Consider the following 22638-nt stretch of genomic DNA (forward strand, 5'->3'; position numbering starts at 1 on the left):
ATGATGAATGTAAGAAATTGTACATAATATAGTTCGTAAGTGATGAATGGAGAGTGGAAAGAATGCGGATTTCTTTTATTCGTCATGGTCGTTTGAATAGTGCTATAGAACCGATGACAATTACTTCATTTCATGAATGGCTGAAGAGGTATGATGGAGATAATGGGAGCAGAGAATGTAACATACCAATAGAAACGATTGAGGCAATTGAATCAGCAAAGTTGATTGTATCGAGCGATCAAAGACGTGCTGTGCAGTCAGCAGCGGAATTAATGGATTCCTTGTCTTTTATACAAAGCTCACTTTTTAGAGAAGTAGAAGTGCCATCGACTTTTTTTGCACCATCATGGTTTAAATGTAAAACTGGGACGTGGTTTTTCATTGGACGTGCTTTATGGATGGTTGGATATCATAAAGAAGTTGAGTCTTATAAAGAAGCGAGAGAACGAGCAAGAGAAGCTGCTAACATGTTACATCGCTATGCGCTTGTACACGGGCGTATAGCGCTAGTAAGCCATAGTTATTTTAATACGATGATTGGTACGGAACTGAGGGCAATGGGGTGGTCTGGGCCTCCTATTTTTCATCGTAAGCCGTGGGGATGTACAGCGTATACATTCCGTGAGGCGATGAATGGAAATGTATTAAATACAAAATTAACTTAAAAGAGGCTGTCCAAAAAGTAGCTGAATAGCTACTTTTGGCAGCCTCTTTCTTTTTAAAACATGGAAACTAATATACGTAATGGCTTTATTAGATGGGCATATGGTTCGCCAACGAGCATAACGGTTTTATCTTCTTTGTAACCGAGTTTTTCATATAGTGAAAAAGCGCGTTTGTTTTCTAAGTTAACAAGTAAGGCGATTTTTTCATGACCTTTTTCAGATGCATGAAGTTCAGCTGCCTCGATTAATTTAGAGCCAATACCACGTCCACTGTACATACTTGAAACTGACAACGTGTCAATATAATACTCATCAAGTTCAGCTTCTTTTTCTAACGTAATGGATTCATCTCCATGTAACTCTCTTAAGTAGCGTACTATTGGTGCATCAAGTTGTTCAGCGTCACTACCGTGATAAACGACAATAACCCCAACTACCTTTCCGCCTTGTTCAGCCACTAAACAGTTTTCATAGCTCAATCGATTATTTTCTTTTGCGAACCATGTTTCAAGTCCTAGTATTACTTTTGCTTCAACTGTGCTACCTGTGATTTTTTCAGCAATTTCGTGCAGAGCGTTATACAGTAAAGGTGCTACTTCTACCGCATCTGTCTTTTTTGCTTTCCGAATCATAGTATCCCTCCTAGTTCTACATATATCATTGTAGCATAAAACAAAATATCAAACAGTGATTTGGAACTTTGTTATACAGGGCGTCAAAAAGTTTGATATAGAGAAGTAGCTATGTTAGTATATGATATTTAGTGAGAAAATAATAAAGTGATATAGCTATAAAAATAATGAAAGTGCATTACATAATAGTAACGGGATAATTTTACCGTTGTCGACCTATAGAAGATGCGATAAAATAAACTATTGCAGAGAGGTGAAATACATGGATGAACAATTAGCAAATACAATTTTGGATCAGCTGAAAAGTGGTGAAATAAAGGAGTATATTGCAACGAAAGATGTATTTTATACGTTCAGGGAAGTTGTTGTAAATCGAGAAGATTTTAAACATATTATTGGGAACGCACAGCGTGGTGGACAGGTGATTTATACATATTCAGAAACGCCACGTTCGTAAATAGAAGATAAGGGAGAGGAGAATTATGGGCGATTTTAAACAAGGCATATTACCACATTGGGATTATATGTGGAAAGATAGAGCTGGGAATAGATTTATGGGAATGGTTATGTATCCAGAGAAACGAAAGTGTTCAGCGAAAATGCTTCAGAAAATAAAACGGGCATATGAGCAAGCGGCAGAGATTAAAGTGACTGTACAAGTTCAGCGTACATACCAGTACGTAGAAGGAATGATCGTATACTTTGATGAAGAAGCTCCTGTATGTACGTTACTTGATAAAGATGAGAATCCCCATCATATATTTGTGAAAGATATTTTGCGTATTGAACATTGTGAATAAACATATAAAATTTTTTCATAAATAAATTGAAGCTCCATAATAATAATCCTTTTCTATAATAGTTATCTTTTAGTATGTAACGAGGAATAAGAGTATATGTATAATATTTAATAAAGTAAATTGGATAAATGTAATCGTTTTTTGGAACAGATTATCGTTTAAAGTCTGTTCTTTTTTGCGTGATGCTGGAGAAATATATTCCTCCAGCATTTACCGTTTTATGACAAAAAATATTGTTAACTTTTTTTAAAATAAGGTTAAATCCGTTGACAACTTTTTCGAAAAGCACTTTATTGACATGAGTTTTAGAATGTTGTTTCATAGTCATTGTATTGAAAAAAATCGGCGGTCATGTCGAAAAGTAAAAGTTAAAAAAAGAAAGAATTTATACATATATCTTGTGTCTTATTTTGAAACGTAATACAATATATAGAGAAATCAAGAAACGACATACAGAGAATATAGATTGGAGAGGGAGGGTCGGAAATGTTAGTTGCATATGATTCTATGACAGGAAACGTGAAGCGTTTCATCCACAAATTAAATATGCCGGCCGTTCAAATTGATGAAGATCTAGTACTAGATGAAGAATTTATTCTTATTACGTATACAACAGGTTTTGGCAATGTACCAGAACGTGTTTTAGACTTTTTAGAACGCAATAATGACAAATTAAAAGGCGTATCTGCAAGCGGCAATCGTAACTGGGGAGACATGTTCGGTGCAAGTGCTGACAAAATTTCTGCTAAATATGAAGTGCCTATTGTATCAAAATTTGAGTTATCTGGAACAAATAATGATGTAGAATATTTTAAAGAAAGGGTGCGGGAGATTGCGACACATTGAACTGAATAATGAAATCACGCAAATGCAGGACGGTTTTTATCAGCTTCATAAAGATAAAGAGGCATTAGAAGTCTTTATGGAAGAAGCTAGAGAGAATACCGTTCATTTTAATAGCGTGGCAGAGCGAATGGAGTATATGAAAGAACACGATTACTATTACAACGTTCTGGACGAGTATAGCTTGGAGGAAGTAGAAGAAGTATATAACATCGCTTATGGTGAAAACTTCGAGTTCCAATCTTATATGGCAGCATCTAAGTTCTACAAAGATTATGCGTTAAAAACGAATGATCAAAAACAATACTTAGAAAGCTATGAAGATCGTGTAGCAATTGTGTCATTATACTTAGGACGCGGTGAGGTTGCGAAGGCAAAACAATTCGCAAGCATGATTGTAAAACAAAACTATCAACCAGCGACACCAACCTTTTTAAATGCGGGAAGAAGCAGAAGAGGAGAAATGGTGTCTTGTTTCTTGTTAGAGATGGACGATAGCTTAAATTCAATCGGCTTTAACATTAATACTGCGATGCAGCTATCGAAAATCGGTGGGGGAGTAGCTTTAAACTTATCTAAGCTACGCGCACGTGGTGAGCAAATTAAAGGTATTGATAACGCAGCAAGTGGTGTAGTACCTGTTATGAAATTGCTTGAAGATTCGTTTTCATATGCGAATCAACTTGGCCAACGAAAAGGTGCCGGGGCTGTATACTTAAACATTTTCCATTGGGATATTATTGAATTCCTTGATACAAAAAAAATAAATGCCGATGAGAAGAGCCGTATTCAGTCTCTATCAATCGGAATTATCGTTCCAAGTAAGTTCTTTGAACTTGCTGAGAAAAACGAACCTTTCCATGTTTTCGCGCCTTATACAGTGTTTAAAGAATATGGCAAGCATTTAGATGATATTGATATTGATGAAATGTACGATGAATTAATGAGCAATCCGAAAGTGAAGAAGAAGCCGCTAGACATTAGTGCGCGTGATATGCTTATTAAAATTGCTATGATTCAACTTGAGTCTGGTTATCCATACTTAATGTTTAAATCAAATGCAAATAATCAACATCCACTGAAGGATATTGGAACTGTGAAGATGTCGAACTTGTGTTAAATATGTAGCACCTTCTAGTAGAAATGCTAGTCGAAAACTCCGTTAAACGGGGAAAGCCTCAATTTCGAGGTAACCTACCGTGCTAAATCTTATCTTAGAATGAAAATATAAAAGTTCAGAATGTATCTTATTATTTTGTATAGCAGAGTTATCGGACAACATAAAGTAATAAGAGACTTTCTGAAAGATTAAGATAAGTAAAAGCCTAACGACTATCCCTTATGGGAGTAGAGCGCAAGCGATTGGCGTTCGAAAAGCGGAGCACCTAATCAGGTAATGCTGTAGGTGATGATATAGTCTGTCCTGTATGGTGACATACAGCAGTTGCATGAGCAACGGACTGAGGAGTAGCGAACTCGGTTGAACATTCGAGACAGAAATCTTCCAGCTTCAAGAAACTTCTGAAATAAATGATTACGGTACGGATGACATTATCCGCCGCGATATTAACTGTAACTTAGGTTCATTAAATATCGTAAACGTAATGGAAAATAAAGAAATTCGTGAAGCGGTTCATGCGGGAATGGAAGCTTTAACAGCTGTTTCTGATATGACGATCATTCCGAATGCACCAACTGTGAAAAAAGCAAATGACGAGCTGCATTCAGTTGGACTTGGCGCAATGAACTTACACGGATATTTAGCGAAAAACAAAATCGCTTATGAAAGTGCAGAAGCGAAAGAGTTCGCTCGTACATTCTTTATGATGTTAAATTACTATTCTATTGAGAAAAGTATGGAGATCGCTAAAGAAAAAGGCGAAACATTTAAAGACTTTGATAAATCGGATTATGCAAAAGGCACATACTTTGCAAAATATGAAACGACAGATTATAGCCCAGTAACTGAAAAAGTTCAGCAACTATTTGAAGGAATTCATATTCCAACAAAAGAAGATTGGACAAGTTTAAAAGAGCAAGTGCAGAAGAATGGATTATATAACTCATATCGTCTTGCTATCGCTCCAACACAATCGATCAGTTACGTTCAAAATGCAACTTCAAGTGTAATGCCGATCGTTAGTCAAATCGAATCAAGAACGTATGCGAATGCGACAACATATTATCCAATGCCATATTTATCAAAAGATACGTTCTGGTACTATAAATCTTCTTATGATATGAATCAATTTAAACTAATTGATTTAATCGCTGAAGTTCAAGAACACATTGACCAAGGAATTAGTACAATTCTTTATGTTAATAGTGATATTTCAACACGTGAGTTAGCACGTTACTACATTTATGCACATAAAAAAGGCTTGAAGAGTCTGTATTATACGAGAACACGTAAATTAAGCGTGGAAGAGTGCGTAGCTTGTACTGTTTAATAAGAAAAAGTGAGACATTGTGAGCAGGGTTTTTCTGAACCCTGCTCATGCTTAGTTATCAATTTTTCATGTTTATTTAGAGAGAAGGGGCGATTTAATGCGTGCGGTAAACTGGAACAAAAAAGAAGATGATTTTAGTTTAATGTTTTGGAAGCAAAACATCGCTCAGTTTTGGACAGAAGAAGAAATCGCAGTGTCTTCTGACAAAAATACTTGGGTGCAATTATCAAAAGAAGAGCAAATTGCTTATAAGCGTGTATTAGGTGGTTTAACACTTTTAGATACGAAACAAGGTGGCGAAGGGATGCCTCTTGTACTTGTTCATCTTGAAAATTTACAAGCGAAAAGTGTATTAGCTTTCATGGGAGCTATGGAAGAAGTACATGCGAAGAGTTACAGTCATATTTTCACAACGTTAGCTACGGAAGAAGAAATTGATGATATTTTTGAATGGGTAGATAATCATCCATTACTTGAGAAAAAGGCTGGTATTATTACTAGTTACTATCGTCGTTTATTAAAGCCTGAAGTAACGAAAAAAGAGTTATACATGGCAATGGTAGCAAGTGTTTTCTTAGAAAGTTACTTATTCTATAGTGGATTCTTCTATCCACTTTACTTAGCAGGGCAAGGAAAATTGACTGCAAGTGGTGAGATTATTAACTTAATAATTCGTGACGAGTCAATTCACGGCGTATTCGTTGGTATTTTAGCACAACAAATCTTCGCGGAACTTTCTGCAGAAGAACAACAAGAAGTGCAAAAAGAAACACAAGAGTTATTAATGGAATTGTATGAAATTGAAATGGCATATACAGAAGAAATTTATACTTCTATCGGTCTTGTGGAAGATGTAAATCGTTTCGTTCGTTACAATGCGAATAAAGGACTTATGAACTTAGGACTTGAGCCGAAGTTTGAGGAAGAAGAAATTAACCCAATCGTTTTAAATGGTTTACGTACAGATACGAAAAACCATGATTTCTTCTCTGTAAAAGGAAATGGTTACGTAAAAGCAACAAACGTTGAAAAGTTATCGGATGATGACTTCGTATTCAATTTTTAATATAGTGTTATAGAAAAAGCTGTCTTTATAAAAAAGACAGCTTTTTTGTATAAGTAGTTTACATAATGTTATTATTTCGTAAAAATATTTTTATCCTATAAAAGCCCAATTTGTGAGGGATTATAATCAGTGGGAATAAAGAAAAAACACGGATTAAAGTTATATTTTTTATATTTAGTGGTATGAGAGATTGAATAACTTATGTCAAAATGAATAAAAAATGAGAAGAAATGAGGCCCAATTCCACCTATGCGTTCTTTTTCGTATTGAATTTTTAAATTCTAGAAATTTTGGCTCGAAAATTGCATGAATATTTAAAAAACGAAAAAGGGGGGTAATACTTGGTGTGATATATATATAGTAATTTGAAAGCGTTTCCTTTCGACTGTCAATCTTTAAATGGAAATTAGATAGAGAAAGTAGGGGGAATGATAGGTGGGAAAAGTGGTTGGTCTAAAACGTTCATTAGGGCTTTGGTCAATTGTTATGCTAGGGGTCGGGTATATGACACCGATGGTTGGATTTGATACATTTGGGATCGTTTCTGAAAAAACGGGCGGGCATGTTCCAGGAGCTTATCTGATTGCATTAGCAGGGATGTTGTTTACCGCTGCAAGCTACGGCAAAATGGTAAAGGTTTTTCCTACCGCAGGATCTGCTTATACGTATACACAGAAGACAATTAGTGCAAAGCTTGGATTTCTTGTTGGATGGTCAGCATTATTGGATTATTTATTTCTACCGATGGTGAACGCACTATTAACAAGAATTTATATGTCAGCGTTTTTCCCGAGTGTTCCTAATTGGATATGGGTCATTGGCTTTGTTCTACTGATTACATTAATAAATATGATTAGCGTAAATGTTACTGCTAACTTCAATACGTTCTTAGTAATATTTCAAGTGCTAGTAATGGCCGTGTTTGTTTTTCTAGTTATAAAAGGTTTACTAGCGGGAGAGGGAACAGGAGAAGTTTTTTCCATTCAGCCGTTTTTTCAATCAGATATACAAATATCACCGTTAGTTGCAGGTGCGACAATTCTTTGTTTTTCATTTTTAGGTTTTGATGCAGTAACTACATTTGCAGAAGAGACACCAAACGCGAAGAAGACAATTCCTCGAGCTATTTTTCTTACTGCTTTAATCGGTGGGATTTTATTCATTACTACTACGTATTTTACACAATCCTTTTTTCCGGATACATCTGTATTTAAAGATCAAGAATCAGCATCTCCAGAAATTGCGTTATATGTTGGTGGAAAACTATTTCAAGCTTTCTTTTTAGTAGGAACGCTTATGGGTACACTTGCGTCCGGTTTAGCTTCTCATACAAGTGTATCCAGATTATTGTACGTAATGGGGCGAGATAATGTAATTCCGAAGAAAATATTCGGATACATCCATCCTCGCTGGCGAACTCCAGTATATAATATTATTTTGGTAGGAGTTATTTCGCTCTCCGCTATATTCATTGATTTAGAAACGGCAGCATCTCTTATTAACTTTGGGGCGCTTATTGCATTTACATTTGTTAATTTATCTGTAATTTCCTACTATATCATTAAGAAAAAAAGATATAAAACGATAAAAGACTGTTTAAATTTCTTAGTTATGCCTATTTTAGGTGCTGGTACTGTAGCAGTACTATGGTTTAACCTCAATATTCATTCACTTATTCTGGGACTTTGCTGGGCTGCTATTGGGATTGGGTACCTTCTATATATTACAAATATGTTCCGTTCAGCTCCTCCGCAAATGCATTTTGAAGAAGTACAGGAAATATAAAAAGCAAAAGACATCGGATAAATTCCGATGTCTTTTGCTTTTTATATTTGATAATCATGCAATATTGCATAAGTCATTCAAAGATTCATAAGTAGGGGGATGACACGATATGATTAACATAGTATTTTCACTTGGCACGATTATTGCTTTGTACAATTAGTAAAAATATAAAGCGGGGTGTTATTGTGCCAATTCAATCAGAAAAACAAACAAATACAGTTGAGCTTGAAAATCCTTTAGAGGAATTTCAAGCTATATTAAAAGAGGCGCTTCATTTTTTACGTTATCCAGACGAAGTATTCGAATTTCTGAAAAAACCGATGCGCTTTTTAGAAGTAAGCATTCCTGTTCGAATGGATGATGGAACAACAAAGGTATTTCAAGGGTATCGCGCTCAGCATAACGACGCAGCAGGGCCAACAAAAGGCGGTATTAGATTCCATCCAGATGTTACGGCAGAAGAAGTAAAAGCACTTGCCGGCTGGATGAGCCTAAAATGTGGAGTGACAGGACTGCCATATGGAGGTGCAAAGGGCGGGATTATTTGTAATCCGCAGGAGCTGAGTTTTAGAGAGCTAGAGTTACTGAGTCGTGGGTATGTAAGAGCAGTAAGTCAAATTGTAGGACCGACGAAAGATATTCCAGCCCCTGATATGTACACAAATGCACAAATTATGGCTTGGATGCTAGATGAATATGATCATATAAGGGAGTTTGACTCTCCGGGCTTTATTACCGGGAAGCCGTTAATGTTAGGAGGATCACAGGGCCGGGAAACAGCAACTTCTAAAGGTGTATTGTATACACTTCAGTTAGTAAGTGAGTTAAAACAAATTCCGCTGCAAAATATGCGGGTTATTATTCAAGGATTTGGGAATGTTGGAGGGTATTTGGCGAAATATTTATATGATATTGGTGTGAAAGTAGTTGGGGTATCAGATGCTATAGGAGGAATTTATAATCCAGATGGTCTCGATGTTCCTTATTTACTAGAAAACAGAGATTCTTTTGGTGTAGTATCGAATCTCTTTAGTAAAACAATTTCTAATCAGGAGTTGTTAGAAAAAGAATGTGACGTACTCATTCCAGCGGCAATTGGGGGAGTGATTACGAAACATAATGCAGGAAGGCTTGGATGTAAGATTATCATTGAGGCTGCAAATGGTCCAACAACAAAAGAAGCGATAACCATGTTAGAAGAAAAGGGAATTTTGGTTGTTCCAGATATTTTAGCAAACTCTGGTGGCGTTATTGTTTCTTATTTCGAATGGTGTCAAAATAACCAAGGATATTACTGGACAGAGCAATATGTTGATCAATGTTTAAAGGAAAAAATCACCTCTAGTTTTTCTAGCGTACTTGACACTTCTAAACGCTATGGAGTAAATATGAAAATTGCTGCTTACATTGAAGGGGTTCGCAAGATTGTAGAAGTATCTCGCCTAAGAGGTTGGTTGCATTTTTAACCTAAAGGAGGGCTCAAATGAAACTGGATATTTTATTAGAAGAAGTGGAGAGACAACAAATCGGTTATTATTGTATTTTGTCGAATAGTCATCGTTATGATATAGCTGTTACGTATTCACAACAGTTTCTTGGAAAAGCAATGGTTACCTCTATTCAAAATGGGAGAATGATTTTATTAAGTCAAGAAGATATTGGAGAGGAACAATATTGGGCACCAAGGCTAGGAATTGAGGTAGAAGATATAGAAGAGTTTCAAAGTTTTTTCCATATGATTCTTCAGTCACAAAGGTTAGAAGAGCAATATTAATAGAATAAAAGAAAGGGATGATTGATTATGTACTATGATATTATTACGAGCCCATGCTATGGGACAATTGAAAAAGTATCTATTGATAAGGATTCTCGAGTTTATGAATGGGAGCCATTATTTTCTATTAAAGATATGAATGGTAAACTGGAAGTAATTAAGATGGGATGTAGTGGAGAAGTTCAATCTTTAGAAGTAGAGGCAGGAGATAAAGTAATTCCAGGTATGGTATTAGCTTATATTCAAGAAGACCTTTTCGTTAGTGGTAGTGATTAATGATAGAACAATGAGGAAGATGGAAGCGTTCATCTTCCTTTTTTTATTAAACAAAGGAAGAAATGTTTATTTTCAGATTAATTAAAAAAATCTGTATTTAATGATACAATACAAGTTAATTAGTTCAAAGGAGGAATAGCAGAATGTTTTCCATTGCTCATAAAAAAATTAGACCTATTGTTTCTCTACCTATCGATCAATCTGAAAAGGAATGGAATATAGATGTTGAAAATATAAAAGAATCTTTTCTATTTTTAAAAAGAGGAGAGAAATTATTTGCATACGTTCACGTTAAGGATCTGCTATCAAGCAGTAAAGGATTAACTTCCAAGGCACTGCTTTCAAATGCTGTTTCGCTAGATACAATATGTCATCTTAGTAAAGATATTTCTTTAACAGCTCTTTTTCAAATTATTGGAGCGCCGATTGCCATAGTGAAAAATGAAATGGATGAGTTAACAGGATATATAAGAAGAGAGGATGTTTTTGCAGAGCTATTTAAACAAGAAAATCAGAGTGTTGATATACTGAAAATTATTTTAACGTCTATTCCAATGGGGATTTTTGTAGTAGATCGTGAAAAAAGAATTGTAAATTGCAATGAATCTGGTTTGAAGATGATTAAATCGACGCCTGAAAAAGTTATGAATGTATCAGCAGAACAGATTTTTAATGAAGAACATATTAATAACGTATTTGCAACGGGAAAAACGATTTTGAATCAATTACAAATCACAAATGAGATGGGCGTATTAGTTGACTATAGTCCTATTCCAAACTTTGATCAAAGTATCGAAGGAATGGTTATTATTGTACAAGATTTGCCGATGGTTGAGGACATGGCGATGGAAATTGAATATATAAAGGATTTAAATAAAGATTTACATGCAATCCTGTCTAGTATTTATGATGAAATATTAGTTGTTAATCATAAAGGAGAATTAATTCGTTACAGTGAAACCGTTATCAATGATTTTTGGGGGAGTAATTTGAAAGATCTTTTAGGAAAAAATCTTTTAGACTTAGAGAAGAAAGGATTATTTAGTCCATCTGTTACGCGATTAGTATTGGAACAACAAAAAAAGGTATCAGTTGTACAAGAAACAAAAAGCGGAAGAAAAATATTAGCAGTTGGAAATCCTGTATTTAATGAAAGCGGAGAGCTTCATAGAATTATTATTGCCTCAAGGGATATTACCGAAGCAACGAGATTGAAGACGGAATTACATGAAATAAAGAAGATATCAGAGCAATATAAGAAGGAGTTAGATGACTTTAAAAATAAAGATCGTTTTCTTAAGAAGCTTATTTACTGTAGCCCGAAAATGGAACAAATTATTAACCAAGCTAAAAAAATAGCAGATTTTTCTTCCAATGTTCTTATTTCTGGAGAATCGGGCGTCGGGAAGGAAGTAATTGCCCAAGCAATTCATCAACTTGGAAAGCGATCTGCAAAGCCATTTTTAAAATTAAATTGTGGTGCAATTCCAGAAACTTTGTTAGAAAGTGAACTATTTGGTTATACGAAAGGTGCTTTTACAGGAGCAGATAAAAATGGGAAAGAAGGATATTTTAAGCGAGCTGATCAAGGTATTTTATTCTTAGATGAAATTGGAGAAATGCCCTTACATTTGCAAGTGAAATTGCTTAGAGTTCTGCAGGAACAAGAAGTAATTCCTATTGGAAGTACAATACCCACGAAAATAAATGTACAAATTATTGCCGCTACAAATAAGAGTCTTGAAAAAATGGTAGAGGCAGGAACGTTCCGTGAAGATTTATTTTATCGCTTAAATGTAATTCCATTGCAAGTTCCTCCTCTACGAGAGCGAATGGAAGATGTTCCGGTACTTGCCTTTCATTTCTTGCAACAGTTAAATGAAAAATATAATAAAAATTATCATTTAACTCCGGATGCGCTTAACTTACTAGAGTTTTACTCATGGCCAGGAAATGTACGTGAATTACAAAATATGATTGAACGTTTAGTAGTATCAGCAGACGATCCAGTAATTGAAGCGGAGTTTGTTAGTAAGTTTTTAACACCTGGTTATGACTTTAAAAAATCAAAACCAGTTATTACAAGAGTATTACCATTACAAGAAGCACTACATTCTGTAGAAGAACAATTGATTTTACTTGCAATGAAGCAGTATAAAACAACGACTAAGGCTGCAAAAGCCCTTGGAATCAGCCAATCTTCAGTGAGTCGTAAATATCAAAAAATTGTTAGCGAAAAAGGGATGGAGGCTGATATAATCTCTTATTCCTAAAAAAGGAGAAGGTCATATAGACTTCTCCTTTTTGTTAATTTGTAGAGTAATTTTGATATTTGCGGGTAGTAGGAATATCATTTCAAGTTTTAGCAAAATTAAAGATGATAGCGGAAATGATTAATGTTCCGTTTTATGCAAAATGGAATAACGCATGCGAAAATGCATAAATTTTTTGTTGATTTTAAGAAAATAGTCAGTCTTTGTATGATTCCTTTACACTTTAAATATTGGCATGAAAATTGCTTATAAATATATAAACGATCGATAAAGGGGGATTCAAGATAGTGCTAGATTTAAAAATGTATGTAAACGGTGAATGGAGAGAGTCTAGTAATCAAGAGAAAAGAACGATTATTAACCCTGCGAATGGCAAGGGTATAGCATATGCACCTGAGGGAACAATCGAGGATGCAAAATACGCGATAGAAGTAGCAAGAGCGACTTTCGATAGTGGAATTTGGTCAGAAACATCCACTGCTGAAAGGGCATCATATTTATTTAAAATAGCAGATGAAATTGATAAAAATATGGAAGAATTAGCGCATCTTGAAACAATGGATAATGGAAAAACATACCGTGAGGCAGAAGGAGATATTGGAGATGCAGCGGCTTGTTTTCGTTATTACGCCGGATTGATTACAAAGCCAGATGGGCAAACATATCATGTAGCCGATCCGATACAAGCGATGGTTGTAAGAGAGCCAGTTGGTGTTTGTGGATTAATTGTTCCATGGAATTATCCGCTATTGATGAGTGTATGGAAAATTGCACCTGCTTTAGCAGCTGGAAATACAATTGTGTTTAAACCTTCTGAAGTGACACCAATCACTGCAACAAAGCTATTCGAAATCCTTGAAAAAGTAGGGCTACCAAAAGGGGTTGCCAATATGGTAATGGGGGCAGGTCCAATAGTAGGAAATGAAATTGCAGCGAGTCATAAAGTGGATATGATTTCCTTTACGGGTGGAACAAAAACAGGTAAACACATTATGAGAACAGCGGCAGATAATATGAAAAAGGTTTCGTTAGAACTTGGAGGGAAATCCCCAAATATTATTTTTGCAGATGCAGATTTTGAGACTGCTATTGATTATGCTTTGTTTGGTATTTATGCAGGTAGCGGACAAGTATGTTCAGCAGGATCAAGAATCCTCGTAGAAGAAAATATTTACGATAAATTTGTTAATAGTTTTGTAGAGCGAGCACAGCAAATTAAAGTTGGACCTGGTGATAATCCAGAATCAGAAATGGGGCCACTTGTAAGTCAAGAACATATGGAAAAAGTATTAAGCTACATTGAAATTGGGAAAGACGAAGGCGCAGACATTGCTTGCGGTGGTAGACGGATAACGGAGGGTGGAAAAGGCGATGGTTTCTTTATTGAACCAACGGTCTTTGTCAATGTAAAACCGGAGATGCGCATTGTACAAGAAGAAATTTTCGGTCCTGTTGTAGTAATTCAAAAGTTTAAAGGTGAACAGGAAGCAATTGAGTTGGCCAATGGTACAGATTATGGCTTGGCTGGAGGAGTATTTACAGTTGATGGTGCAAAAGCGATGCGCGTGATTCGTAAACTTCGCGCAGGAATTACGTGGATTAATAGTTATCATCCAACATACAATGAGGCACCTTGGGGTGGATATAAGCAAAGTGGTATTGGGCGTAGCCTAGGAACGTTTGGTTTAGAAGAATTTCAAGAAATTAAGCAGATTAATATAAATCTAGAAGTAGAACCTATTGGCTGGTTTGCAAATAAAAAAAATGTAGGGGTGAATTAGATGGGAACGAACGTGAAAAATAAATTGAATGAGAAAGATGTAAAAGATTCAACTGTAAATGAGTACATTACGAAAGTACTACAGTTAATTGAAAAAGAAAAAGTCTCTGAAGAAGAGGCGAACTGGATTCAAAAAGAAACAGTAGATGGATTTAGAGAGCATGTAAATCCTGGTTTTCTTGCTTATAGAAAAACAGTAACAAAAGATGGACAATTTGCAGCAGTAGAATGGTCAGATGAAGGGTCTTGTTTCATGGATATTAATGGAAAAAAATACATTGACTGTTTAGGTGGATTCGGAATTTACAATGTTGGTCACCGTAATCCAAAAGTAGTAAAAGCTGTGACAGATCAATTAAAGCGTCAAGCATTACACAGTCAGGATTTACTAGATCCACTTCGAGCAATTCTTGCAAAGATTTTAGCGGACATTACACCTGGTGATTTGAAATACGCCTTCTTTACAAACAGTGGTACAGAAAGTGTGGAGGCAGCGTTAAAACTAGCAAAAATGTATAGTGAAAGAACAACTTTCATTTCTACAACTCGTGCCTTCCATGGTAAGAGCCTTGGTTCTTTATCGGGAACGGCAAAAGGAATGTTCCGTAAGCCATTCTTACCATTAATTCCGGGTTTCCGTCATGTTCCGTTTGGCGATATTGATATGATGAGAAAAACATTTGAGACATGTGAATTAGTGGGAGAAGATGTTGCAGCAGTTATTCTAGAACCAATTCAAGGAGAGGGCGGCATTATTTTACCTCCAGAAAATTATTTGAAACAAGTGCGAGAGCTTTGTGATGAGTTTGGATCACTCCTTATTTTTGATGAAGTGCAAACTGGAATGGGACGTACCGGAAAAATGTTTGCTGCAGAATTATATGATGTTGTGCCGGATATTATTTGTCTTGCGAAGGCGTTTGGTGGAGGTGTAATGCCAGCAGGAGCCATTGTTGCGAAAGAAAAAGTATTCCAAAGTTGGTTTGAAAATCCATTTATGCATACAACAACATTTGGAGGAAATCCTCTTGCATGTGCTGCTGCAATTGCAACAATCCATGTATTATTGGAAGAGAAATTACCGGAACGAGCTGCGGAAGTTGGGGAGTATTTCTTAAAGGGATTGAAACAAGCAGCAGAAGGACACGATGATAAAATCTTTGAAATTCGTGGTCAAGGTTTAATGATTGGTATTGAATTCCATAAAGACGAGATTGGTTATGAAGTGTCAAAGGCGATGTTCGATCAAGGTATTCTTGTTGCTGGAACATTAATTAACTCAAAAACAATTCGTATTGAACCATCTCTTACAATTAGTTATGAAGAAGTAGATACAGTTATTAATACGTTTAAATCTGTGCTAACTCAAGTGAAAGTAAAATAATTTTCGCATAAGGTTATATGTGAATTCAAACGAGTGAAACTATCATTGAATAGATTTACTGATATTTTATTAAAGGAAGGCAGTGTAACGAAAGTTACACTGCCTTTTTATTACAAATTATATTGTAAGTATTTACATATAATTTGCCTTAGTGTACTATTTAACTAATACACTAAGACAGGAGGGAAGAAATGAAAATAGAGTTTTCTCCAAATACACCAATTTACATTCAAGTAATGGAATACATAAAAAAGGAAATTGTAACAGGACATTTATTGCCTGGTGATAAAATTTCCTCCGTACGTGAATTAGCGAGTGAATTACAAGTGAATCCGAATACGATTCAGCGTACATTTCAAGAGCTGGAACGGGATGGGGTTGTTGTTACACGTAGAGGAATGGGACGATATGTAACGAATGAAGGGGAGAAAATTATGGAGCTGCGCAAAGACATGGCGAAAGAATTGCTTCATTCCTTTATAGATGGAATGGACAATTTAGGTTTTTCAGAAGAAGAAATTCTTTCGATTCTTCGTTCTTCATTAAGTGAGAAAAGGGAGGAGAGCGAATGACAGAGCTATTAAAAATAGAAGACTTATGGAAGAAATATGGATTGAAAGCAGTAATCCGTGAGTTAAACATAGAGATTACAGAAGGGAAAATTATTGGGCTCGTTGGAGATAACGGGAGCGGGAAAACGACGTTATTGAAAATGATTGCGGGCTTACAACATCCTTCTGAAGGTAGCATTACCATTAACGGTAAAAAAGTTGGGTTAGAGACGAAAGAAATCGTTTCATTTTTGCCAGATAAGCCGATATTTGAAGAATGGATGACTGTAAAAGATGCTTTATTTTTCTATCGGGATTTTTATAAAGAATTTGATATTCAAAAAGCGGTAGATACGATAGTTGAATTTAAAATACCGCTAGAAGAAAGAATTACAGCATTATCAAAAGGAATGATTGAGAAGCTGCAAATTATATTAACATTTTCACGAAAAGCTAAGTTGTATGTTCTAGACGAGCCACTCGGTGGTATAGATCTTGTTTCTAGAGAACATGTATTGGAACTTATCCTTAAATTTTACAGAGAAGATTGCACGATGCTTATCTCAACTCATTTAATAGAAGAAATCGAGAATATATTTGATGAAGTGATTTTTTTGAAAGATGGAGAAATGATTTTGTATGAAAATGTAGAAGAGCTACGATTTCAAAGGGGTAAGGCGGTACATGAGCTGTTTAAGGAGGTCTATGAGAAATGAGTCAGCTTTTTCGTTATCTGTATAATTGTAATAAGAGAAAAATAGCCATTATTTACTTTGGATTTATTACAGCTTCATTAATTCTTTTATTTAATATGAAGGGAATTTCAGGGGTTAGAATTTCAGAGAGGCAGGATATAATAATTATTATATTTTTGATCGTACTAAGTATAACTGGATTTGCAATTCTTCTAACAGGTATATCGTCTTTTCAGAAAATGCTAAAAAACTCTATGCTTCGTTATACTTCTATTTCAGCACAAAAGTATATATGTGCAAATATTTTATTTTTTGTACTACTCTTTATGATTTTGCTAGGAATAGGAATCATTTTTCTATATTATTTTTCTTTAAATATTTACAAAGGAAAAACAGATTTAGGTGTCCAGCAAGAAATTCACAGTTTATATGATTATGGAATATTACAGCATACGATATCTATTTTCTTATGGGGACTAGATTTTGTTAATATGCTAGTTTCTATTTATTTGATTATGGTAATTGTAAAACTGTTCAAAATGAAATCATCAATGAGTAAGATCGTTTGCGTAGTTTTATTCATCGTTTTTGCCGCATTTAATTTGGAAATGATGTCTATCTTTCAGCAAGTAGAAAGGCATGTGTTTGCTATAAATAATATTGGATTTATAGATCAAAACGGCTTTTTAAATACATCATTTTATTCTGGTACAGAGATTACGGTTTTAAATCTATGTTTTAATTGTTTATTCACAATTGTATTAATAGTAGTTACAGGTCGCATCATCGACAAAAAGCTAGAAGTTTAAAGGGGGAATCATCATTGGGAAATGTAGTAGTGAAATTAGAAAATGTCCGAAAAAAGATTGGTAGAACAGAAATTATTCGTGGCTTATCATTTGAGGTTCGTGAAGGAGAAGTATACGGGTTCCTTGGGCCGAATGGTAGTGGTAAGACGACGACAATTCGTATGATGACAGGTCTTATTTCGATGACAGAAGGTGATATTACAATTTGTGGTCATAGTATTCGTACAGAGCGTGAAAAGGCGTTAGAGCAAATTGGAGCGATTGTAGAAAATCCTGAACTATATGATTATATGACTGGTATGCAAAACTTAAAGCATTTTGCGAATATGGCAATTACACCTATTAGTAAAGAGCGCATCGCTGCAATTGTAAAGCTTGTTGAATTAGAGCATGCGATTCATAAAAAGGTGAAAACATACTCACTTGGTATGAAACAACGTTTAGGAATTGCACAGGCGTTACTTCATCAGCCAAAAATATTAATTTTAGATGAACCGACAAATGGATTAGATCCAGCTGGTATTCGTCAAATTCGTGATTATTTACAACGATTAGCGAAAGAAGAGAATATTACGGTAATCGTATCGAGCCATTTATTAAGTGAGATTGAATTAATGTGTGATCGCGTTGTTATTATTCAACAAGGTGAGTTTGTACAAGAGTATAACTTACATGAACAAGCGAAACATGATGAAACGGTAGTTGTGGCATTTGAAGTAGACCAAGTACAGAAAGCAAATGAAATTATTAAAGGTAAGGAAAAAGGGAATGTAATTGTAACATCTATAATGAAAGAAGAGATTCCGCAAATTGTAAAACAGTTAGTGCAAGGTGATGTACTTGTGTATGGTGTTACAGTCCAAAATAAAACGTTAGAGGATGAATTCTTAGAGATTACTGGGGGAGTGAAAGCGTAATGTTTAAATTAATTCAAAGTGAATTTTTAAAGTTACATGCGAAAAAAAGTATGTATATTTTAATAGGTGTAGTTGCAGTGCTAGAGATTTTAGGAGTTTTAGTGATGCTGAAATGGGGAGAAGGAAATGAGTTTAAGGGATCATATTTAGATTTTGCAAGTTCAGAGATTGGTTTAATTATTTTATTTGCAACAATTTTTGGAATTACAATTGCTTCTCGTACAATTACGGATGAGTTTCAAAAAGGAACAATTAAGCAATTATTAATTCGTCCAAGAAAAAGAATCATGATTTTATTCTCTAAATATATTTCTGTGTTACTAACGATAACATTTATAGTATTTGCAGGTATGTTAATTGCAATGATTGTCGGTGCGATTATAATGGATGGTAGTAAAACAGAATTAACGTTAGGAATTGCATTGAAGTCCATTTTGTATCAATTACTTTCACCGTTCTTCTTTGCAACACTTGCCTTTTTCTTAGCGAATGTATTTAGAAAGTCTGTATTACCATTAATTATTACATTGTTCTTCTTTTTCCTACAAAGGCCAATTAAGATGATGCTTATGATGCTTGCAAAAGGCTCCGCAAAATTTGTTGTGCTTTTCCATTTAAATTTAAATGTTTACGATGGCAATAAATTAATTAATCGTGGTGCAGAACCGCCATTTACAGAATTTACGTTTACAACTTCATTATTACTTGTAGTTGCATATTTTGCAGTATTACTTGTAGCATCAAGTGTATTATTCCAAAAGCGTGACGTATTATAATATAAAAATCCCCGTGTTAACGGGGATTTTTATTAACCAGCTCATTCTTTAATCCCCCAGTATTCTGTGTATTTCAAGCTAGGTAAAATATCGGGTCTATTCCAGCTTTCTTTTGGTTTATATAGTCATTAAGTGCAGCGAATACATATTTACTTAGGAATATAATTATAACTAAGTTGAAAAACAGCGATATGGTATATCGAATAAGGTCATTATTATATAATTTAATAGGTATGTTGTTTGATAGTATTTGAGAAAAATAGGAAGATTTTCAACTATATTCATATTATAATTTAGTTATCCCGCCATTTGTAGGAGATGAGTTGCGCATAAAACAATGATTAAAGTTTTACTTTTTACTATCTTTGGAGGTGTTCCATATGCACTATGCATTTTCACGTATAAGACTACGAAGTTTTTTTGGATGGATGATTATAGGAATGTTCCTTACGATGATTCCATTAAGTTTGTCAGGAGCTTCTGACAGTACAATAGAATTCATATCACAAATATCTATATTTTTTGTATTTCCACTATTTTGGTTATACGTAAAAACAAATAACAATAATGTTGTTTTTAAAAGTTTTTTTGATAAGCCAGGACGTTTACATTGGGGGTTAATTTTATTAGCAACGATAATGGGAATGATTTTTTCAGTTGGCATATCCCATATTCAATTTTACATATTAGCACATACTTTACCTAATTTCTTAGTTAGTATGTTAGAAGATGGAAATGTAATTAATACGAGTAACATATATATGGTGATATTCAGTTTCATTTCAGCGTGCATTTTAGCACCTATTATGGAAGAAGTTATTTTTAGAGGTTTTTTCTTGCAACGAATGGCTTACAAATGGGGGATTAAACGAGCTGTTATTATATCGTCACTTATTTTCGGTTTGGGACATTTTGATGTTATTGGTGCTTTTATGTTTGGGGTTATTATGTGCCTTCTTTACATAAAGACAAAGAACATATGGACAAATATTGCGGTACACGCTGTAAACAATCTTATAGCAACTAGTATGCAATTTATAGGCGGAGATGGAAGTGATGCAATTTCGATTAAGGAATTACAGGCACAAAGCAATTTATGGATGGGTATTATTTTAGCTATTATCGGTTTATTATGGTTAATTCCTTTTATTTGGAAAAATTGGCGTGCCGTAAAAGAAGTAGGGGTGCCACCGATTCGTTTAATAAATGAGGAAAAAGTGATGAATTCATCGCAAGGAAATGAAATGTATAGCCAAGTTATACTAACAGATAGATTGATGGCGGTGGAACTGCCAGATGAAGCTGTAAACCAACTCAAGTTAGAAGAAAATGAGTATGTAACAGTAGCTGTAGAAGAAGATAAGATTATTATAAAAAAAGCAGATTATAGGCCATAAAAAAAGTAGCTCTCCGGTAAAAAAGGAGAGCTATTTTTTAATTTGTAATAATTTCTACGCGGAAATTATTTCCGTTTTTCACATATTTAATATCTGTAACGATCCGAACCGTTTTTAGAAGTTCAACTTTTTCACCAATTCGAGGGATGGTCGGAACATTGTCCCAAATGCCAAGCAAATCATCTAATTGTGTTGTTTTTTCATAAAACCAGATTTTCAATGTAAGGCCCCTTTCTCGATCTTTATGTATTTTAATACATAATAAATCATTTTTATTCTTTTTGTAAGGGGTTTTTTATCTTTTTTATGAATAAAGATGAATTAATCTTCTGGGAAAATATGTTCAATATCAGGAGTAAGAGATACTTCTGATAATACGATATGAGAAACTGTTGTTGCATATGAAGAAACATCATTGATAAATTCTTCAAGTTCAACGAGTGAAGGGACAGAAATTTTAACGATGTAACATAAGCTCCCTGTTACCCGGTAACAAAAACTTGCAGATGGATAAGATTGAATAAATTGTTGCATACGTGTTGTATCACCATTCTTTAAGGTGATTTCTAAAATACAGTCTAATACAAGGCCTGCTTTTTTATAATCAATATCAATTGTATATTTTTGAATGACACCTTCATTTTCCAGCTTGCGAACACGTTCTGTAGTAGAAGGAGCGGATAAGTTTACTCGTTTCGCTAATTCACGCATGGAAAGGCGACTATCATTATATAATTCATTTAAAATTTTACGATCTACACGATCTAGTTGCATTTGTAAGTATACCTCCAGTAAAATGATGATTTTTGTAAAGAAAAGTTATAAATTAAGATTCATATGAAATGTAAAATATCATTTATTTATTTTACAATAAAAAGGAAGGAAATAGGAGGGGAAAATGATGGAGAGAATTTCATTATCAACTGTTGGAGAAACAAAGTTTCAAAGATTATTAGGGCATAATCCGGATATATTACATTCATGGAGTATGCTAGAGGATACATTAAATGAAACAGGTACTCTTTCAAAAGAATTAAAAGAACAGGTGCGAAGAACATTGGCATATGGGAATGAATGTCCGTACTGTATGGCAAAGGGCAGACCAGATGACGTGCAAAAAGTTGAAGAGATAAGTGTAGCAGTTACTTTTGCCCATACATTTGTTCATAATCGTAACGCAATAGATGATCATATGTTTCATGTATTAAAACAATATTGGACGGAAAAAGAAATTGTAGAGCTTTGTGCTTATATTTGTTTTATTACTGCTTCACAACAACTTGGCTTTTTGGCACAATTACAGTCAAATTAAGAAGGGGGAGATGTTATGCTTAATCAAGCAGCACTTATAATGTAGTGTAGTGCTATCCTAAGGGGAAGTAAAAAATTCCTCTTGGTGAATAGCACTATTTTCATACCGTAAACAGTTGTTTTCTATCTTTTAAAACACTTACAGGAAATTAGTATTTTTTTATGTCTTAGTGTAGCTTTGAAATAATACTATTAATATTGATAAATCAACTAAAGAAATTCGCGTTTTGTTGGTGCTACCCCATCGCTATCAAGTTAAGAAATACATTCTTCCCCAAAACGAAAAAAATGAACTAAATTTCTATGGACAACTATGAAAGGATGAAATTTTCGTCATGGGGATACTTCAAAATCCTAGGTTAATGGGCATGGGGTGATACCCCACATCCATCAACTTAAGGATTTAGACTATTCTTGAAGTTAAAAGCACGTTACTATTCTCTTATGTTAATGA

General features: G+C 34.6%; 23 protein-coding genes and 1 pseudogene. 21 read left to right on the plus strand and 3 right to left on the minus strand.

What is annotated here, in order from left to right:
- Positions 1-62: 62 nt before the first annotated feature.
- Entirely contained in the window at positions 63-665 is a 603-nt protein-coding gene (locus tag BAU28_RS23455; RefSeq protein ID WP_002170991.1) for a histidine phosphatase family protein, read from the plus strand.
- 53 nt (positions 666-718) lie between these two features.
- Here BAU28_RS23455 and BAU28_RS23460 read toward each other — a convergent pair whose 3' ends face one another.
- The gene (locus BAU28_RS23460) at positions 719-1297 is read right to left on the minus strand and encodes a GNAT family N-acetyltransferase (RefSeq protein WP_071720169.1); all 579 of its coding nucleotides are present in this window, start codon (positions 1295-1297) and stop codon (positions 719-721) included.
- A 262-nt stretch (positions 1298-1559) separates the two neighbouring features.
- Between BAU28_RS23460 and BAU28_RS23465 the strand changes: the two genes are divergently transcribed.
- The 19 genes and pseudogenes from BAU28_RS23465 (at position 1560) to BAU28_RS23560 (ending at position 20873) form a co-directional block, all read left to right on the plus strand.
- Positions 1560-1754, plus strand: coding sequence for a hypothetical protein (locus BAU28_RS23465; protein WP_048369473.1), 195 nt, complete (start codon positions 1560-1562; stop codon positions 1752-1754).
- Between the two features lie 25 nt (positions 1755-1779).
- Positions 1780-2097, plus strand: coding sequence for a hypothetical protein (locus tag BAU28_RS23470; RefSeq protein ID WP_002170994.1), 318 nt, complete (start codon positions 1780-1782; stop codon positions 2095-2097).
- Positions 2098-2583: 486 nt separating this feature from the next.
- On the plus strand, positions 2584-2943 hold the full coding sequence (nrdI, locus tag BAU28_RS23480; protein WP_002170995.1) for a class Ib ribonucleoside-diphosphate reductase assembly flavoprotein NrdI: 360 nt from the start codon (positions 2584-2586) through the stop codon (positions 2941-2943).
- Positions 2930-4057: pseudogene (locus BAU28_RS23485) on the plus strand (ribonucleotide reductase N-terminal alpha domain-containing protein); the annotation flags it as partial. The gene nrdI and the pseudogene BAU28_RS23485, both read left to right, overlap by 14 nt.
- A 382-nt stretch (positions 4058-4439) precedes the next feature.
- A complete protein-coding gene (locus tag BAU28_RS23490) occupies positions 4440-5390 on the plus strand; it encodes a ribonucleotide reductase large subunit (RefSeq protein WP_308197275.1) in 951 nt (316 codons plus the stop codon).
- Positions 5391-5487: 97 nt separating this feature from the next.
- Complete coding sequence (gene nrdF / locus BAU28_RS23495; RefSeq protein WP_025150964.1) at positions 5488-6456, plus strand: class 1b ribonucleoside-diphosphate reductase subunit beta; 969 nt, start codon at positions 5488-5490, stop codon at positions 6454-6456.
- Positions 6457-6891: 435 nt separating this feature from the next.
- Positions 6892-8241 carry an APC family permease gene (locus tag BAU28_RS23500; RefSeq protein WP_071720171.1) on the plus strand — a complete coding sequence of 450 codons (1350 nt, stop codon included), beginning with the start codon at positions 6892-6894 and terminating at the stop codon, positions 8239-8241.
- A gap of 185 nt (positions 8242-8426) precedes the next feature.
- Positions 8427-9707 (plus strand): Glu/Leu/Phe/Val family dehydrogenase, encoded by a 1281-nt coding sequence (locus tag BAU28_RS23505; protein WP_025150962.1) that lies wholly within the window; start codon positions 8427-8429, stop codon positions 9705-9707.
- A 17-nt stretch (positions 9708-9724) separates the two neighbouring features.
- On the plus strand, positions 9725-10015 hold the full coding sequence (locus BAU28_RS23510) for an SAV0927 family protein (RefSeq protein WP_025150961.1): 291 nt from the start codon (positions 9725-9727) through the stop codon (positions 10013-10015).
- Between the two features lie 27 nt (positions 10016-10042).
- A complete protein-coding gene (locus BAU28_RS23515) occupies positions 10043-10291 on the plus strand; it encodes a biotin/lipoyl attachment domain-containing protein (RefSeq protein ID WP_025150960.1) in 249 nt (82 codons plus the stop codon).
- A gap of 143 nt (positions 10292-10434) precedes the next feature.
- Entirely contained in the window at positions 10435-12564 is a 2130-nt protein-coding gene (locus BAU28_RS23520; RefSeq protein WP_071720173.1) for a sigma 54-interacting transcriptional regulator, read from the plus strand.
- Positions 12565-12851: 287 nt separating this feature from the next.
- Positions 12852-14345: an aldehyde dehydrogenase family protein gene (locus BAU28_RS23525; RefSeq protein ID WP_071720174.1), complete on the plus strand. Its 1494-nt coding sequence runs from the start codon at positions 12852-12854 to the stop codon at positions 14343-14345.
- Positions 14346-15728 carry a putrescine aminotransferase gene (locus BAU28_RS23530; RefSeq protein WP_071720176.1) on the plus strand — a complete coding sequence of 461 codons (1383 nt, stop codon included), beginning with the start codon at positions 14346-14348 and terminating at the stop codon, positions 15726-15728.
- Positions 15729-15919: 191 nt separating this feature from the next.
- Positions 15920-16300 carry a GntR family transcriptional regulator gene (locus BAU28_RS23535; protein WP_048369465.1) on the plus strand — a complete coding sequence of 127 codons (381 nt, stop codon included), beginning with the start codon at positions 15920-15922 and terminating at the stop codon, positions 16298-16300.
- Positions 16297-16995, plus strand: coding sequence for an ABC transporter ATP-binding protein (locus BAU28_RS23540; RefSeq protein ID WP_071720177.1), 699 nt, complete (start codon positions 16297-16299; stop codon positions 16993-16995). Before BAU28_RS23535 ends, BAU28_RS23540 begins: the two co-directional genes overlap by 4 nt.
- Positions 16992-17783, plus strand: coding sequence for an ABC transporter permease (locus BAU28_RS23545; RefSeq protein WP_071720179.1), 792 nt, complete (start codon positions 16992-16994; stop codon positions 17781-17783). The genes BAU28_RS23540 and BAU28_RS23545 overlap by 4 nt, the downstream gene beginning before the upstream one ends.
- A 14-nt stretch (positions 17784-17797) precedes the next feature.
- Positions 17798-18700: an ABC transporter ATP-binding protein gene (locus BAU28_RS23550; protein WP_071720181.1), complete on the plus strand. Its 903-nt coding sequence runs from the start codon at positions 17798-17800 to the stop codon at positions 18698-18700.
- On the plus strand, positions 18700-19476 hold the full coding sequence (locus tag BAU28_RS23555; protein WP_071720183.1) for an ABC transporter permease: 777 nt from the start codon (positions 18700-18702) through the stop codon (positions 19474-19476). Before BAU28_RS23550 ends, BAU28_RS23555 begins: the two co-directional genes overlap by 1 nt.
- 380 nt (positions 19477-19856) lie before the next feature.
- Positions 19857-20873: a CPBP family intramembrane glutamic endopeptidase gene (locus BAU28_RS23560; RefSeq protein WP_071720185.1), complete on the plus strand. Its 1017-nt coding sequence runs from the start codon at positions 19857-19859 to the stop codon at positions 20871-20873.
- Positions 20874-20910: 37 nt separating this feature from the next.
- On the opposite strand, the gene BAU28_RS23565 is transcribed toward BAU28_RS23560, so the two are convergent.
- Complete coding sequence (locus BAU28_RS23565; protein ID WP_025150950.1) at positions 20911-21093, minus strand: DUF3913 family protein; 183 nt, start codon at positions 21091-21093, stop codon at positions 20911-20913.
- Positions 21094-21194: 101 nt separating this feature from the next.
- A complete protein-coding gene (locus BAU28_RS23570; RefSeq protein WP_048369457.1) occupies positions 21195-21647 on the minus strand; it encodes an Lrp/AsnC family transcriptional regulator in 453 nt (150 codons plus the stop codon).
- Between the two features lie 124 nt (positions 21648-21771).
- Between BAU28_RS23570 and BAU28_RS23575 the strand changes: the two genes are divergently transcribed.
- Positions 21772-22185 (plus strand): carboxymuconolactone decarboxylase family protein, encoded by a 414-nt coding sequence (locus tag BAU28_RS23575; protein WP_116500451.1) that lies wholly within the window; start codon positions 21772-21774, stop codon positions 22183-22185.
- Positions 22186-22638 lie beyond the last annotated feature (453 nt).

The sequence above is a fragment of the Bacillus paramycoides genome, from assembly GCF_001884235.1.
Taxonomy (GTDB): Bacteria; Bacillota; Bacilli; order Bacillales; family Bacillaceae_G; genus Bacillus_A; species Bacillus_A paramycoides.

Excerpts from the sequence above, each read along its gene's own strand:
- BAU28_RS23455 (WP_002170991.1), top strand. The coding sequence starts at position 63 with ATGCGGATTTCTTTTATTCGTCATGGTCGTTTGAATAGTGCTATAGAA.
- BAU28_RS23460 (WP_071720169.1), bottom strand. The coding sequence starts at position 1,297 with ATGATTCGGAAAGCAAAAAAGACAGATGCGGTAGAAGTAGCACCTTTA.
- BAU28_RS23465 (WP_048369473.1), top strand. The coding sequence starts at position 1,560 with ATGGATGAACAATTAGCAAATACAATTTTGGATCAGCTGAAAAGTGGT.
- BAU28_RS23470 (WP_002170994.1), top strand. The coding sequence starts at position 1,780 with ATGGGCGATTTTAAACAAGGCATATTACCACATTGGGATTATATGTGG.
- nrdI (WP_002170995.1), top strand. The coding sequence starts at position 2,584 with ATGTTAGTTGCATATGATTCTATGACAGGAAACGTGAAGCGTTTCATC.
- nrdF (WP_025150964.1), top strand. The coding sequence starts at position 5,488 with ATGCGTGCGGTAAACTGGAACAAAAAAGAAGATGATTTTAGTTTAATG.
- BAU28_RS23510 (WP_025150961.1), top strand. The coding sequence starts at position 9,725 with ATGAAACTGGATATTTTATTAGAAGAAGTGGAGAGACAACAAATCGGT.
- BAU28_RS23515 (WP_025150960.1), top strand. The coding sequence starts at position 10,043 with ATGTACTATGATATTATTACGAGCCCATGCTATGGGACAATTGAAAAA.
- BAU28_RS23520 (WP_071720173.1), top strand. The coding sequence starts at position 10,435 with ATGTTTTCCATTGCTCATAAAAAAATTAGACCTATTGTTTCTCTACCT.
- BAU28_RS23530 (WP_071720176.1), top strand. The coding sequence starts at position 14,346 with ATGGGAACGAACGTGAAAAATAAATTGAATGAGAAAGATGTAAAAGAT.
- BAU28_RS23535 (WP_048369465.1), top strand. The coding sequence starts at position 15,920 with ATGAAAATAGAGTTTTCTCCAAATACACCAATTTACATTCAAGTAATG.
- BAU28_RS23540 (WP_071720177.1), top strand. The coding sequence starts at position 16,297 with ATGACAGAGCTATTAAAAATAGAAGACTTATGGAAGAAATATGGATTG.
- BAU28_RS23545 (WP_071720179.1), top strand. The coding sequence starts at position 16,992 with ATGAGTCAGCTTTTTCGTTATCTGTATAATTGTAATAAGAGAAAAATA.
- BAU28_RS23555 (WP_071720183.1), top strand. The coding sequence starts at position 18,700 with ATGTTTAAATTAATTCAAAGTGAATTTTTAAAGTTACATGCGAAAAAA.
- BAU28_RS23560 (WP_071720185.1), top strand. The coding sequence starts at position 19,857 with ATGCACTATGCATTTTCACGTATAAGACTACGAAGTTTTTTTGGATGG.
- BAU28_RS23570 (WP_048369457.1), bottom strand. The coding sequence starts at position 21,647 with ATGCAACTAGATCGTGTAGATCGTAAAATTTTAAATGAATTATATAAT.
- BAU28_RS23575 (WP_116500451.1), top strand. The coding sequence starts at position 21,772 with ATGATGGAGAGAATTTCATTATCAACTGTTGGAGAAACAAAGTTTCAA.